At 40.3% G+C, this 15,361-nt stretch carries 14 protein-coding genes; 6 read left to right on the forward strand and 8 right to left on the reverse strand.

Going from position 1 to position 15,361, the window contains the following annotated elements; all coding sequences use genetic code 11:
• Positions 1-62: 62 nt before the first annotated feature.
• The 3 genes from cgtA to rplU all read right to left on the reverse strand — a co-directional run bounded on the left by cgtA (position 63) and on the right by rplU (position 1,944).
• The gene (gene cgtA, locus FW757_RS07390; protein WP_149982083.1) at positions 63-1,217 is read right to left on the reverse strand and encodes an Obg family GTPase CgtA; all 1,155 of its coding nucleotides are present in this window, start codon (positions 1,215-1,217) and stop codon (positions 63-65) included.
• Between the two features lie 141 nt (positions 1,218-1,358).
• Positions 1,359-1,616 carry a 50S ribosomal protein L27 gene (gene rpmA / locus FW757_RS07395; protein WP_064665557.1) on the reverse strand — a complete coding sequence of 86 codons (258 nt, stop codon included), beginning with the start codon at positions 1,614-1,616 and terminating at the stop codon, positions 1,359-1,361.
• Positions 1,617-1,632: 16 nt separating this feature from the next.
• Positions 1,633-1,944 carry a 50S ribosomal protein L21 gene (gene rplU, locus FW757_RS07400; RefSeq protein ID WP_006794538.1) on the reverse strand — a complete coding sequence of 104 codons (312 nt, stop codon included), beginning with the start codon at positions 1,942-1,944 and terminating at the stop codon, positions 1,633-1,635.
• 422 nt (positions 1,945-2,366) lie between these two features.
• Between rplU and ispB the strand changes: the two genes are divergently transcribed.
• A complete protein-coding gene (ispB, locus tag FW757_RS07405) occupies positions 2,367-3,338 on the forward strand; it encodes an octaprenyl diphosphate synthase (RefSeq protein WP_182739816.1) in 972 nt (323 codons plus the stop codon).
• Between the two features lie 80 nt (positions 3,339-3,418).
• Here the strand turns inward: ispB and mdh are convergent, their stop codons facing one another.
• The gene (gene mdh / locus FW757_RS07410) at positions 3,419-4,354 is read right to left on the reverse strand and encodes a malate dehydrogenase (protein ID WP_145235472.1); all 936 of its coding nucleotides are present in this window, start codon (positions 4,352-4,354) and stop codon (positions 3,419-3,421) included.
• 224 nt (positions 4,355-4,578) lie between these two features.
• Here mdh and argR point away from each other — a divergent pair, with 224 nt between their 5' ends.
• The gene (gene argR / locus FW757_RS07415; protein ID WP_145235470.1) at positions 4,579-5,046 is read left to right on the forward strand and encodes a transcriptional regulator ArgR; all 468 of its coding nucleotides are present in this window, start codon (positions 4,579-4,581) and stop codon (positions 5,044-5,046) included.
• A 19-nt stretch (positions 5,047-5,065) separates the two neighbouring features.
• On the opposite strand, the gene FW757_RS07420 is transcribed toward argR, so the two are convergent.
• Positions 5,066-5,965 carry a Dyp-type peroxidase gene (locus tag FW757_RS07420; protein WP_182731784.1) on the reverse strand — a complete coding sequence of 300 codons (900 nt, stop codon included), beginning with the start codon at positions 5,963-5,965 and terminating at the stop codon, positions 5,066-5,068.
• A gap of 1,494 nt (positions 5,966-7,459) precedes the next feature.
• Between FW757_RS07420 and rluA the strand changes: the two genes are divergently transcribed.
• Positions 7,460-8,113 (forward strand): bifunctional tRNA pseudouridine(32) synthase/23S rRNA pseudouridine(746) synthase RluA, encoded by a 654-nt coding sequence (gene rluA, locus FW757_RS07425; protein WP_182794146.1) that lies wholly within the window; start codon positions 7,460-7,462, stop codon positions 8,111-8,113.
• Positions 8,114-8,189: 76 nt separating this feature from the next.
• Positions 8,190-9,119, forward strand: coding sequence for a DUF3530 family protein (locus FW757_RS07430; RefSeq protein WP_182794145.1), 930 nt, complete (start codon positions 8,190-8,192; stop codon positions 9,117-9,119).
• Here FW757_RS07430 and djlA read toward each other — a convergent pair.
• The 3 genes from djlA to FW757_RS07445 are packed head-to-tail and all read right to left on the reverse strand — an operon-like array spanning position 9,102 to position 11,677.
• Positions 9,102-9,974: a co-chaperone DjlA gene (gene djlA, locus FW757_RS07435; RefSeq protein WP_182717152.1), complete on the reverse strand. Its 873-nt coding sequence runs from the start codon at positions 9,972-9,974 to the stop codon at positions 9,102-9,104. The two genes, FW757_RS07430 and djlA, sit on opposite strands and share 18 nt — an antisense overlap.
• Before the next feature lie 27 nt (positions 9,975-10,001).
• A complete protein-coding gene (gene murU, locus FW757_RS07440; protein WP_182717153.1) occupies positions 10,002-10,673 on the reverse strand; it encodes an N-acetylmuramate alpha-1-phosphate uridylyltransferase MurU in 672 nt (223 codons plus the stop codon).
• Entirely contained in the window at positions 10,673-11,677 is a 1,005-nt protein-coding gene (locus FW757_RS07445) for an aminoglycoside phosphotransferase family protein (RefSeq protein WP_182717154.1), read from the reverse strand. Before FW757_RS07445 ends, murU begins: the two co-directional genes overlap by 1 nt.
• 103 nt (positions 11,678-11,780) lie before the next feature.
• Here FW757_RS07445 and lptD point away from each other — a divergent pair, with 103 nt between their 5' ends.
• Both lptD and surA read left to right on the forward strand, forming a co-directional pair.
• A complete protein-coding gene (gene lptD, locus FW757_RS07450; protein ID WP_182717155.1) occupies positions 11,781-14,027 on the forward strand; it encodes an LPS assembly protein LptD in 2,247 nt (748 codons plus the stop codon).
• 36 nt (positions 14,028-14,063) lie between these two features.
• On the forward strand, positions 14,064-15,359 hold the full coding sequence (surA, locus tag FW757_RS07455) for a peptidylprolyl isomerase SurA (RefSeq protein ID WP_182762070.1): 1,296 nt from the start codon (positions 14,064-14,066) through the stop codon (positions 15,357-15,359).
• Positions 15,360-15,361 lie beyond the last annotated feature (2 nt).

Here is a 15,361-nt window from a genome sequence, read left to right on the forward strand (position 1 = left end):
ATACTTTTTTATTAAACAAGAAAAAAGGAGCACCAGCTCCTTTTAAAATAATTTACTTTAGTCTAACGTTCATAGACAACTTCAACGTCATAATCGTCATCATCCCAACTATCCCAGTCGTCGTCATCATTCTTCTTAGTGGCATCTTTATGATAAGTATCCCATTTGAATTCAACTTCTTCATCTTCAATTGGCACAAATTTTTCTTTTGGCATGCTATCGAGTAGCGTCATGATGTTATGAATTAATGGTTGAGTATTTAGCTTATTAATTGCAGAAATATGATAAATATTTTCAGTCTCGCCTAACTCTTCAGCAATTTGCTCACATAGCGCCTGAGCTTCATCTTCAGGTAATAAGTCTATTTTATTAAATACTAACCAACGTGGTTTTTCAGCAAGCTTAGGACTGTACTGGTGCAACTCATTGATGATTGCAAATGCATTATCTACTGGGTTTGAACCATCGACAGGCATTACATCGATAATATGCAGTAATACACGGCAACGCTCTAAATGTTTCAAGAAGCGAATACCCAAGCCAGCGCCATCAGAGGCACCTTCGATTAACCCTGGGATATCTGCAATAACAAATGATTTATTTGCTTCTGGACGTACCACACCTAAATTTGGAATCAGCGTAGTAAATGGGTAATCAGCTACTTTTGGTTTCGCTGCCGATACACTACGAATAAAAGTAGACTTACCTGCATTTGGCAAACCTAATAAACCAACATCAGCTAATAATAATAGCTCTAGTTTAAGGTTACGTACTTCACCTGGTGTGCCCAATGTTTTTTGACGAGGCGCTCGGTTAGTACTTGATTTAAAACGCGCATTCCCCAAGCCGTGGAAACCGCCTTTTGCAACCAAAATTCTTTGACCATGTTGAGTTAAATCACCAAGACCTTCTTGGGTATCAACATCCATGATCCGAGTACCTACAGGCACCATCACATATAAGTCATCAGCCTTTTTACCGGTACAGTTACGACTGCGGCCATTAGTACCACGTTCAGCTCTATGAAAACGCTCAAACTGATAATCGATAAGGGTATTTAAGTTTTCATCAGCTTGTAGATAAACACTACCACCATCTCCACCGTCACCGCCGTCTGGTCCACCATCTGGGACATATTTTTCACGACGGAAAGATACGATGCCGCTGCCACCGTCTCCAGCTTCTGCGCGAATTTCTACTTCATCTACAAACTTCATGATTACTCACTTTAGGGATTGGCTTGTTAATTTCACTATTATATACCTAAGCCAAGCTGATTGCAGGCTTGGCTTAGGTATATATTTATTTTCAAAACAAAAAACCCCGCAAAGGCGGGGTTTTTTAAGAACCGATTCTGATTACTCAGATACGATGCTTACGTATTTACGGTTTAAAGGACCTTTTTGTTCAAACTGAACTTTACCATCTGCTTTTGCGAAGATAGTGTGGTCTTTACCGATACCTACGTTTGTGCCAGCATGGAATTTAGTTCCACGTTGACGAACAATGATGCTACCCGCTAGAACTGATTCGCCACCAAAACGCTTAACACCAAGGCGTTTGCTTTCTGAATCGCGACCGTTACGAGTACTACCAGCTGCTTTTTTATGTGCCATTTCTAAGTACCTCTAATTAAGCGCTAATGCCAGTGATTTTAACTTCTGTGAACCATTGACGATGGCCCATTTGCTTACGAGAATGCTTACGGCGTCTAAATTTAACAACCTTAATCTTCTCACCGCGACCATGTGAAACAACCTCAGCTGTTATTTTACCACCGTTTACGAACGGTACACCGATCTCGATTTTCTCACCATCAGCAACTAAAAGTACTGAATCAAATTCAACTGCTGCACCAGTCTCAACGTCTAATTTCTCAAGACGAATTGTTTGACCTTCAGTCACACGGTGCTGTTTACCACCACTTTGGAAAACCGCGTACATAATTAACTCCGTCTGTGCGCCCTCAAATCGACGCAACTAAAATATTATTCAATAGGGCGCGAAGTTTACGCTAATGTGCAAAAACTAGCAAGCCTGTTTTATTAATTAAATGAATAAAAAATAGCTGCATTGAAGGCGATTCAATATTTTCACCTATTTTATATTAAATTGGCATTATGCCAAGCCTTTTTAGCGTTTCATGACAAATAAATTACACCACGAACAAACACGCACTAAGAATAAAAAACAACCATGTTGAATTAACGTAAATTTTCTCAAATAAAAAAGTTATCTTTCCAAATTAAGGCTAAATTAAGCTGCTTAACCGTGTTTTTTCAGCGAATCGTCACAAACTGTCGAGCAAAGCTGTTTTTTGTTGTACAATCAGCCCCGTATACCCATTAAAATTGGCTCGGAGATCAATGGATATAAAAGCTATCCAGGCGTTAATCGAAAACGATATGAATGACGTCAATCAACTAATTTACGCGCAAATGCGCTCTGATGTAGCATTAGTCAATCAACTAGGCTTATATATAGTAAACAGCGGCGGCAAGCGTGTTCGCCCTATGTTGGCTATTTTAGCGGCTAAAGCACTTGGCTATGAAGGCAAAGATCATGTTACTTTAGCAACTATTGTTGAATTTATTCACACAGCTACATTACTGCATGATGATGTCGTTGATGAATCAAATTTACGCAGAGGAACACCGACAGCAAATGCTGAGTTTGGTAATGCAGCCAGCGTACTTGTTGGTGACTTTATCTACACCCGCTCATTTCAGCTGATGGTTGGTATTGGTAAAATGCAAGTTATGCAAATACTCGCTGATGCAACCAACGTGATTGCCGAAGGTGAAGTGCTGCAATTAATGAACTGTAACGACCCTGATACCACCGAAGATAGCTACATGCAGGTAATTTATTCTAAAACAGCTAAATTATTTGAAGCTGCAACAGGCCTTGCTGCGATTATTACCGAAAAAGACGACTCGACACTGCAAGCGCTTAATCTTTACGGTATGCATTTAGGAACCGCTTTTCAATTGGTGGATGATGTACTTGATTACAATGCTGATGCTGAGCAGTTAGGTAAAAACATCGGTGATGATCTGGCCGAAGGCAAACCTACCCTGCCACTACTTTATGCTATGCGCCACGGTAATGCTGAGCAAGTACAGTTGATCCGTGATGCTATTGAGCACAGTAATGGTATGGATCACTTAGAAGCTATTCTAAGTACCCTCAATGAAACCAAAGCACTTGAGTTTACGATGAATAAAGCCAACGAAGAAGCTGATAAAGCGATTGCGTGTTTATCTGTATTAGATGAATCACCGTATAAAGAAGCACTCGTTAGCTTGGCTCGTATTGCCGTTGATCGTAATCACTAATAAACACCTAATGTATAAAAATCCTTCGAGCATAAAAAAGCCTGCAAATGCAGGCTTTTTTGTATCAATCGTCTTAGCAATTAAGCGTTGATGAAATCAACACCTTCTTGGATGTCTTTTTTCAGCGTATCAAGCATGTCGTTTTTAGCTTGCTCTTCAAATGCGCTTAGTTCACCGTAAGAAAGAATTTCTTCTACGCCGTTTTTACCTAAACGTACTGGGTGTGCAAAGTATGCAGCATCGCCATTTTCAACAGCAACGTAAGCGTAATCTACAACGTCTTCACCTTGTAAGCCTTTAACTAAAGACATACAAAAACGTGCAGCAGCAGCGCCCATTGATAATGTTGCAGAACCACCGCCAGCTTTTGCATTTACTACTTCAGTACCTGCATTTTGGATACGTGGAGTAAGCGCAGCAACTTCTTCATCAGTGAAAGTAACGCCTTCAACTTGAGATAGTAACGGAAGGATTGTTGTGCCTGAGTGACCACCAATTACTGGTACTTTCACAGTTGCAACGTCAACACCTTTAAGTTCAGCTACAAATGCTTCTGAACGGATCACATCAAGAGTGGTAATACCGAAAACACGTTTCGCGTCGTAAGTACCTGCTTTTTTGAATACTTCCGCAACAATTGGCACTGTGCCATTTACTGGGTTAGTGATAATACCCACTAATGCTTTTGGACAGTTAGCAACAATACCTTCTGCTAATGTTTTAATAATACCAGCATTAACATTAAATAAATCAGCGCGGTCCATACCAGGCTTACGTGGCATACCAGCAGGGATAAGAACGATATCACAACCAGTTAACGCTTGATCTAGTGCATCAACACCAAAGCCTGCAACTTTAACGTCTGTTGGGATATGAGAAAGATCAACAGCAACACCAGGAACAACTGGAGCAACATCATAAAGTGATAATTCAGAACCAGCTGGTAAGCCTGTTTTTAATAATAAAGACAACGCTTGGCCGATACCGCCAGCAGCACCTAATACAGCAACTTTCATTGGAATTCTCCGTAATTTGAGGTAGGAAATATTTGTGGCTCTAAAGATAATGAAATTAACGACTAAAGACAAATTTATCCTGCTTATTTCACATATAATTTAGACCATAGTTGTAAACTTGCTGGTTTACAGCACTAAAATCCATCGCAAAAGCAAACAACTACTGCATAAGTATGCAATATTGTGTACAATTAGCGCATCACTTATGAATAAGAACCTATAATATGCAACCACAAGATAAACAAGAAGCATTAGTAAAGGCCTTTAAGGCACTTTTAAAAGAAGAAAACTTTGGTTCACAAGGTGAGATTGTTGACGCCCTAAAAGAGCAAGGCTTTGATAATATTAGTCAAAGTAAGGTGTCGCGGATGTTAAGCAAGTTTGGCGCGGTACGCACTCGTAATGCCAAACAAGAAATGGTCTATTGTTTGCCTGCTGAAATGGGCGTACCTACAGCGAAAAGCCCATTACGTCAGTTAGTGATTGATATAATGCATAACGAAATGATGATCATTATTCGAACCAGCCCAGGAGCTGCACAATTAATTGCTCGGCTATTAGATTCATTAGGTAAAGCAGATGGCGTACTAGGCACCATTGCTGGTGACGATACTATTTTTATCGCTCCAGCTAAAGTATCTGAAATTGATGTAACTCTTGAACGCGTGCGTATTTTATTTGATACGGTATAAATCTACCGGTTCAAACTTTTTATAGCTGCTTTAAAAAGTTAATTGATGGGGCAAAAAACGCAGAACCCATATCGGCTTGAGTAAAATCAAGCCAATGATCGTAGCAATCGGCATCACCTAATCGACTTCGTAATACTTGCTCAAATGCATTTCCCTGTGCCGCATAACTAATCGCTAATATACCCTGTTCGTAAACGTCACCATAAGGCATGTTTTGATTTAATTGCAGTGGTTGCCCTTGCTCATCTTTTAACTCAGTGCGTACAGCATGACTATTTTCAGTCGCTGGCATAATCAAGGTATTATCTAAGCGAGTGCGTCCCATTATTTGCTCTTGCTCACTCAGAGGTAAGTTTTGCCACACACTTAAATCATGCTTATAGCGCTGTATATGTACGTAACTGCCTTGATCTTCAAAATGGTTGGGTTTATTGATTAACGCTGTGATGCGCTTTTGGCGACCATGAGGAGTGTCACCACCGAGTATAAAACCATTAAAATCGCGACCATCTAAAAATCGAAAGTTTCTCACTTGCTCAACCAATTCAACATCGGGGGCAAATAACTTGAGAATTTGCAAAGCAAATAAATGGTTTACATCTTCCCTATCGGAACGAATTTGGACAAATAAATCAAAAGGCTGAGCCCCCATAATATGATCATTATGAGTAATATTAGGAAAGCTCTGTAATTCACTAGGCAGAAATTCAGGCAGAATATGCGGCCAGTACTGCGCCCCTACTGCAACTAGGCTGGAGAGCATCGATTCAGAAAACTGATCTGAAAACTCATCTTGGATAGCGCTAACGTATTTTAATTTTTTGCGTAATGACTCATCGTGGCCATCAAATACATTAAAAAACAAATGTAAACCGTGCAAGTTTGCTTCAGCACAAATTCCAGATTGCGCTTGCGCCATGATATTTCCTTAACTCAAAATCTCATACACGGCGTTTTTAATGAAATTAAAAATACTAAAACACTTAATCTGCGAAAAAGTTAACCGTGTGTGGTGTTATTTTTATTGTCACCTACTCATTTGCTAAAATGATTGGCCCAATTAAACAGCAACTTCAATTTATTGTCCATCGATCATAACTTTATACACAAAATGCAGAGCAACAAAACGACGGTTTAAAATAGTCACCGTATTTGCACTACAGCCTTGTGATTGAAAAGGTATTAACTCAAGATGGTATGGGCGAACACAAAGTTACCCAACTTGCTTTACTCGACGATAAGTAACTAATGACTCAGCCCCCGTAAGCAGTACGATATTCAGTTGCTGTTAATACATCTGCACCCAAGTATATGCCCTGACCAAGAAATTCTGCAACTACCTTTGAGCTTGAAGCGCTAAATAGCGGCTCAAACGTGTCTTGTTGAGCAATTTCCCCACAATTCATAGCCGCTAATTTATCGGCAAGTCGCATTTATTTTAAAGAATTACAAAGCGCCTTAATAGATATTGGTTTTTAATCATTTAAGGGATATATGCAATAAACTTAAACCATATACGATTAGAAATCGTCTAAGCAACACTACAATTACATCCACTATTAAAGGCAACCACGCCCATAATGGAAATCACTTGTGCGATATATCTCACGGTTATGACAGCTATTGAGTATAAAGCATCATAAAAAAAGTCTAAAAACAAACTAACCACATGAAATATAATAACTATTATTAAATTTCAAAATAATGACTGTATTTTCATTACTATTTTTAGCCTATTTTGTTTGCCGATACTCTCTATACTTACTTCATCGGTTAAGCAGTGACGCTTAAATGAGTAAACGGACAAGGAATGATTACTCATAAACCTCGAATTAAAGGTTACGTTAGGAAAAAATGGATTCACGGACAGGCTCAGGATGAGTAGCACTAAGGATAGTAAATATACGGACAGCGTCAAGATGATGCGAAAAGGAATAACAACAGGGCTCGCAAGAGAGTTGTTAAACAGGATGTTATAAAAGCGGACAGATGGACAGGCCCTAAAGGGTATCGCAATGGAACTGTTAACTAAGGGATAGCATCAGGACGATGCGTAAAGGACCGGTAATAGAGATTACCAAAAAGGATCAAAAGGATCAAAAGGAAGCACATAGGACAGAGGCACGGATAGCCTATATCACGCAGAACGAATAAGTAACAGTGTGATCACATGGATTAGTAAAGTTTAGGAGTTGATTAAGTTCAATTGCAGGATGCAAAAAATTAGAAGATTCCGCAAGCGCGACTAGAGATAGTTCGCGCTTTTCTTTTGCCCAAAAATACCCTCAGCTTAACGACTACTTGCCAATTAACTCGCTCATTAATACTCTCGCGTCTAATCTAATACGTTATTGATTGTGTATAAGCGATGACTTCTCTAAAATAGCGCGCTCATAAATCATTGAGGTCGGCCGTGTTAATTAACTACAATCCTCCATTAGATCCGTATTTAACCATTTTATTTCAAGATGATGATTTACTGATCGTCAACAAGCCCAGTGAACTTTTGACTGTGCCGGGAAAAGATCCTAAACACGCCGATTGTTTGATAGCTCGCGTTAACCGTGTTTTTCCTACGGCAAAAATAGTTCACCGCTTAGATATGGCAACCTCTGGAATTATTTGTTTAGCAATGCATAAAGCGGCTCATCGTCATTTAAGTATGCAGTTTCAAGAACGCCAAACTGCAAAGCGCTATGTTGCACGAGTGTACGGTAAACTAGAGCCATTAACGGGATCAGTCAATTTGCCACTGATCTGTGATTGGCCAAACCGCCCTAAGCAAATGGTTGATCATGACAAGGGGAAGCCCTCTTTAACTCATTACACTGTACTGGAGCATGAGTTGCACGCCACTCGTGTGGAACTTACCCCTATTACCGGACGCTCACATCAATTACGTGTGCATATGTTGTCATTGGGGCACCCTATTTTAGGCGATAGGCTCTATGCTCACCCTGATGCCCTGGCTGCTGCCCCGCGCTTGCAATTGCATGCACAAATGCTACAGCTCACTCACCCGGGAACAGCACAAATTATGACTTTTGAAGCTGAGCCAGAGTTTTAATTACGAGCTTAAAATCACACTAAACTTTTTGCTGTACACGCCGATAACAACTTATTGATTCATCGTGGTGGTTTATATGGCTATCGGCAAACAGTTTAAAGTATGGCAATTAATTAGTTTGGTTTACGCGACTTTCTTGGCCATGCCAGCCCAAGCAGCCGACTTTATTGCACCCACACCATGGTCAACAATCAGCAGTAATGATTTATCACGCCTAATGCCGCAAGATGAACTAAAACCGCTACTCGCTGGTGATACTGAGTTTTTAAGTTTATATCGCCAACACATGAGTGCCCAGCAGCGCGGTGTGGTATTGATTATCCCTGATTGGCAACACTTACCTACCAATAACAACGGGCTCAACTTTTTACGCACGCAACTTAACGATTTAGGCTATGCCACAATTGCCATGACGGTACCCGATATTGATTGGCAGGCAGCGCCACCTGCGGATGAAAGTGAAACAACTGAACCTGCAGCGGCTAAGCAAACTACAAGTTCAGACAATGGCGAACCATCAGCTGACACAGCCACTCCTGTTGTACATGTTGATGCTATCGCTCATATAAGCAATGCGATAATAGATAATTATAAACTCAACTTAATTGCACGCTTTAATGCGTTGTATCAAAGTGCATTGGATGAAGATGGGAAAATTGTTGTTATTGCACAAGGTGCCTCTGCGGGAGTATTGCTCGAACACTATGGCGAATATCCAAATACCAACATAGATGCATTTGTCAGCCTTAGCAGTTATTTACCAAACAGTAAACGTAACCAACAACTTAACGCGATTATATCGACTATTAGCCCGCCGTTATTGGATATTTACTACAACATAGATAACCCGGACTTACTGCTGAGTGTGGCGGATAGAAAACGCTGGGTTAAACGTCACAGTAAATATGATTACCGCCAACGTGAGCTGTTTGGTTTGCGCTCTGAGCCTGAGCAACATGAGCGCTTGACCAAAGAAGTAGACGGGTTTTTACGCCGCCTTTTTTAAATATTCGTAAGCGGCTTGAATATCTTGGCTTTTCTTGACTGCCAGTTCCATCATATGTTTAGGTAAACCTTGAGAAACTAATTTATCAGGATGGTGCTGCGCCATTAATTTACGGTACGCTACTTTTACTTCTCGTTCACTCGCCTCATTATTTAGCCCCAGCAAAGCCAGCGCTTGAGTACGGCTCATGCCACTATTTGGCGGTACATGATGCCCTGAGCCTTCACGATAACTGCTGCTTTGCCCTTGTTGACGTTGTTGCTGCTGTTGATAGCGTTGTTGTTGCTGACGAAATGAAAATTCAGCTTGGTAACGTTTAAGTACAAATGCAAAGTGAGTTTTAGAGATCCCTAATAACTTACTTACCTCTTGGAGTAGCTCCTTTTCTTGCGCAGCTAACACCCCATCAGAAAACGCCATTTGGATTTGAATTTCTAAAAACAGTTGTAATAAATCATGGCGACGAGCAAAACGCTCTTTAAAATCGAAAACAGTTTCTTTTAATGAAAAATCAGCGTCTTTTCCCGTTTTAAACGCATCTTGTGCCTCTTTGCGATCATCACCAGTGAGTCCCATTTCATCCATAAATAAACTGGCAGCACGGATGTGGGTTTCGCTTACGCGGCCATTTGACTTAGCAATGTGCCCCATTACTCCAAAACAGCTGGTAAAAAATAACGCTTGGCGCTGATTAATATCATCATCGCCTTTAAATAAGCTTGAAAAGCCGCCGGCTTTATCAAAGTTCTGCTTTAAACTCTTGTCAAACATATGGCCCAGGTATAAGCCTATAAATAAGCCTATAATACGCCCAAACATAAAGCCAAAGCAGGCACCTAAAATTTTACCCCACATGAGGCGCTCCTATTATATGTGAATTACTTAATGAGTTTTTTGTTGCTCTATCAACAACTCATTCAATTGAGCTAATCGTTCTGGAGTTCCGATATCGTCCCAGTTACCTATGTACAGCTCCGTAGAGACAACATGCTCAGCCAATTTACTTTTTAATAATGGCCCTAAGCGATGAGTACCCGCTGTAATTCCTGCAAAAAATTGCTGATGAAAGCGACTAATACCAGAAAATGTATACTTGGGGCTATCTGCGCTTAGATGACGCAACGTAAAGTCACCATTTGGGTTGTGGGCTGGATTTTCAACCAACACAATATGTGCCTCGCCCGCATCTAAGTGAATATGCAGTAATGAACTAACATCATAGTCGGTAAATATATCGCCATTAATAACAATAAATTGCTCACCAAGCAAAGGTAATGCTTGAATAATACCACCTGCAGTTTCTAATCCCTGCTCAGGCTCTTGGCTATACTCAATATGTACTCCAAGCTGGCTACCATCGCCAAAGTAAGCACGGATCTTATCTCCTTGCCAAGCAAGGTTTATAATAAAATCAGTGATCCCTGCTGTTTTTAGTCGCTCAATATGATGCTCGATTAATGGTTTTCCTTGCACCTTTAACATAGGTTTAGGTAATTCTGCGGTAAGTGGCATCATTCGCTGACCGCGACCCGCGGCTAAAATCATCGCTTTCATTATTTAGTTGGCACTTTATTAAGTGCGACTAAGGTAGCAGGAATAATCTTACTGTTGATCCATTTACCCAGCTCCACCAACGATGAATGATCTTGCGCCACATCACTAATGTAGCGCAGTGTCGGTAATACATTATCCATATAACCGAGTTTACCATCGCGTAAATTTAACCGGCAAAAAATACCCGCCGCTTTTAAATGGCGTTGAATACCGGTTAAATCAAACCATTGTTTAAAGGTTGCAAAGCTGATGTTACTGAGCAAGCCCTGTTGCTCAAACTCAGCAAATGCATGCTCAAGTAAGTATTCAAGTTCATCGTGAGGAAGTTTAAAATAACAATCACGCAGTAACGATACCAGGTCATAACATACCGGGCCTTGCACGGCATCTTGATAGTCAATAATTGCCCATTGCTGTTCACTGTGCATAATATTACGGCTATGAAAATCACGGTGTACGGTGACGCTAGGTTGCGCGAGTATATTTTCAATTAATAACTCACAGCTCGTTTGCCATAAATTACGTTCTGCAGCAGTAACTTCTAGCTCTAAAAATCTCTCTACCAACCATTCTAAAAAAATACTTAGTTCTAATTCTAAAAATGCCCGATCAAAATCTTTCATGTGCTCAACAGGCGGCATTTTTGCCCATTGTGCACTAAGTTTTATAAGGTGTTTATAGTGATTGATACGTTCTTTATCATCCAGCATATCAGCAAGATGTGTGTTGCCTAAATCGCTTAATAAGAAGAACCCTTGCTTTTCATCAGCATGTAATATTTTTGGTAGTTTGAAACCATGCTCAGAAAAAACTTTGTTGAGTTCTATATAAGGAGTGTTATCGAGCTTAGCTGGATCTGAGTCCATAACTATATAGCTATCTTGACCGCGATTTAGGCGGAAATAACGACGAAAGCTGGCGTCTCCGGTGATCGCAGCTAGCTGGTATACTTCATCTTCGAAGTGCGGATTTAAAAACTGCTGTAAACTTTTATAACGATTCATTTTACAAGATATCTATTTTTCACTAAGTCAATTACTGTATTTGCCATTGTTTTCCTTTATTATGTCATTCTTACATCCAACGACAGCATATTAAGGTTAATAAATGAGCAAAACCTGGGGCATGATGATGCTAAGTGTGATCAGCGCACCATCGTTCGCCGAAACTGAACTGACACACAACTTTTGTGGCAATTCAATGCAAACCAGAGCTTGGCAACCGCTTGCTGGCCTTGACTTAGGCATGATCGATATCCGTTCAGATGATATTGAACTGCTTGGCACCCAAAGCGCAGAATTTACCGGTAATGTTGATATTAACACCCTTACTATGAGTTTGTCCGCACAAAGTGCGCTAATTGACAAACAGCGTGGGTTACTTAATGCAACTGGCCCTATTACTTACCGTGACACTATCAGTGAAGTAAATAGCTCAGGTCTTAATGCTGATTTAAATAGTTCTGAAATCAGCCTACTTGGTGCCGATTATAAGCTGACGGATCAACAAGCACACGGCGGTGCAGAAAAGCTCACCATTAATAAGTCTGGCTTAGATCTGCTGAACGCAAGCTTTACTACCTGTCCAAGCGATACGCCCGTGTGGGCAATTCAAGCTGAACAAATTTTATTATCCCGTGAAGAAGGCTGGGGCGAAACCCATGATATGGTATTACGTATTATGGATACGCCAGTACTTTATTTACCCTATTTCACTTTCCCAATTGATAATCGAAGAAAATCAGGCTTATTAACACCCAATATTTCCAGTTCAGATCGCTACGGCGTAGAAACTGTTACTCCATATTATTGGAATATTGCACCAAACTTTGATGCCACGATTACACCTCGCTATATGTCTAAAAAAGGCTTACAGCTGCAAACCGAGTTTCGTTATTTAAGTGATATCAATGAAGGTCTCGTAGCACTTGAATACCTTGACAAAGACGACTCCGAACCAGAACTCAAAGAGCGCTTTCTATTTCACTGGCAACAACAAAGTTATTTTGCCGAAAACTGGCGTGCAAATGTTGATATAACCAACGTCAGCGATGATAACTATCTCACTGATTTGGGTTCTAATTACGCAACACGTACTGACACCCAACTGTATCGTACTGGCTCGTTATCACACTTAGGTGATACTTGGCGTACAGATATTAAAGTACAAAACTTTGAAGTGCTCGGTGATCATCTTGAATCGTATGCGGCATGGCCACAAATTAGCTTTTCACAAACAGCACCATTTAGTTTTCAGGATATTGAACTGACCCTAGACGGTGAACTGAGCCACTTTACTAATGATACGGCAATCATAGAAAAAGCCACTCGGGTGCACATCGAACCCAAAGTAAGTTATGGTTATCAAGAGCATGCTTGGTCGTTTTTATCTGAATTTAGCGTACTGCACACTAACTATAAGCAAGAAGGTGATTTAGCTAATACCGATTATGCTAAATCAGTTTCACGTACCTTGCCTAAAGTGCGTTTATACAGCCAATTAAACTTTGAGCGTGATACCACTATCTTCGCTGATGATGGGATTCAAACCTTAGAGCCACAAGTGCAATATTTGTATACACCAAATAAAGATCAATCCGATATAGGTTTATACGATACGACAAAACTACAAGATGATTTTTTTGGTTTATTCCGTGATAGTCGCTTCTCAAGCGTTGATCGTATAGCCGCAGCGAATCAATTTACATTAGGTGCAACCACGCGTTTATTTAATAATAAAAGCGAAGAATTGTTTAATTTTAGTGCCGGTCAAATATTTTATTTAAGTGACTCTGCCAAGCCAACATCACAAGGGTTAAACTCAGATACCAACTATAATGCCTTGTTTGCCGCACAAACCATGTTACATTGGCACCGCCGCTGGTATTTATCAGGCGGAATTCAGTATGACACCGATGGAAAGCAGATTATCCAGTCAAATGTGACTTTAGATTATAAAGGTGACGATAATCAGCTGGTACAATTGAACCATCGCTATGCAAATGATGTCTCAGGCAATACAATCGAACAAGTTGGCTTTTTTACTAGCATTCCGCTCAGTGATCAATGGCAGTTTGTAAGTAGCTATCACCGCGATTTAGAAAGCGGTCGTAGTGTCGAGGTGTTCAGCGGATTGCAATATGAATCCTGCTGTTGGGCCTTTCAAATTACCGGTCGTCGCCAAATCGCAACTGATTTAAATCAAGCGATAGGCCAAGAACAAGCCACTTTTGATTCAAGCATTGGTTTTAATATTGTCTTAAAAGGGTTAGGTAGTAAAAGCCGTTATGATGCACAAAAATTATTACAACAAGGTATTTTTGGCTATCGTAGACCGTATTTTCTTAATAACTAGTATTACCGTACTATTAGCAAGAGTATTAGAAAAAGTATGAATTTAAAAAAATTATTAGCATCAGCATTTTTGACGCTTGGTTTATACCAAAGCGCTTTCGCAGCCCCTGTTGAAATAGACAAGGTGGTTGGTATTGTAAACCAAGGGGTTATTTTACAAAGTGAAGTTGACACCATAGTTAACCGTGTAAAAACCCAAGCCAAAGAGCAAGGACAAGAATTACCTTCGGATGATACGCTACGCATTCAAGCAATGGAGCGCTTAGTAAATCAAGCGCTGATGATGCAATTAGCCGAGCGTATGGGGTTAGAAATCTCTGATAGTCAACTGGATCAAACTTTGGTTAGTATGGCTAAAGAACAAGGCGGAACAATTGCAGACTTGCGCCGTACGATTGAAGCGTCAGGCGAGAGTTTCCAGTCTTATCGTGAAGAAATTCGTAAAGAAATTACTACTCAACAAGTGATGCGCGCAAACGTAGATCGTCGTATTTATATTAGCCCGCAAGAAGTTGATAACCTTTTAAAAATAATGGAAAGCCAAGGTCAAAATACGGAAGAGTATGACATTGGTCATATCCTCATTGATATTCCAAATAATGCCACTGCAGATGAAATTTCTGATGCAAAAACTCGTGCCGATAAAGTCATCGAATTTTTACGAGAAGGTAAAGAATTCAAACGCATCGCTATTTCATCATCAAGTGGTTCAAAAGCTCTTGAAGGTGGTCAGCTAGGTTATATGAGTATCAATGAAATGCCGTCATTATTTGCTGAAGCAGTTAAAGGCACTAAAAAAGATGCCATTATCGGCCCGCTACGCTCTGGCGCTGGTTTTCATATCATTAAAGTGCAAGATATTCGTGGTCGCCAGGTTGTTGAAACAACTGAAGTTCGTTCTCGCCATATCTTAATCAAGCCGTCAATTATCTTAAGTGAAGAAAAAGCCCGCAATATGCTAAATGGTTTTGCCAAAGAGTTACGCGCAGGTACAGCTGATTTTGGTGAGCTTGCTAAAGAGTATTCAGAAGATCCAGGCTCTGCACTTAAAGGTGGAGAGTACGATTGGACAGATCCTACAACCTATGTGCCACAGTTTAGAGACGCCCTACTATCACTTGATAAAAATGAGATCAGTGACCCGTTTAGAACCACATTTGGTTGGCATATAGTGCAGCTATTAGACAAACGCATTGCTGATAAAACCGAACTAGCTAAACGTAACCGTGCTCATGGCATGCTCTTTAATCGTAAATTTAAAGAAGAAAGCTTTAACTGGCAGCAAGAAATGCGTGAGCAAGCCCATGTTGAAATTTTCCCAATTGATGAATAACC

The organism is Pseudoalteromonas sp. 1181_04, assembly GCF_052850545.1.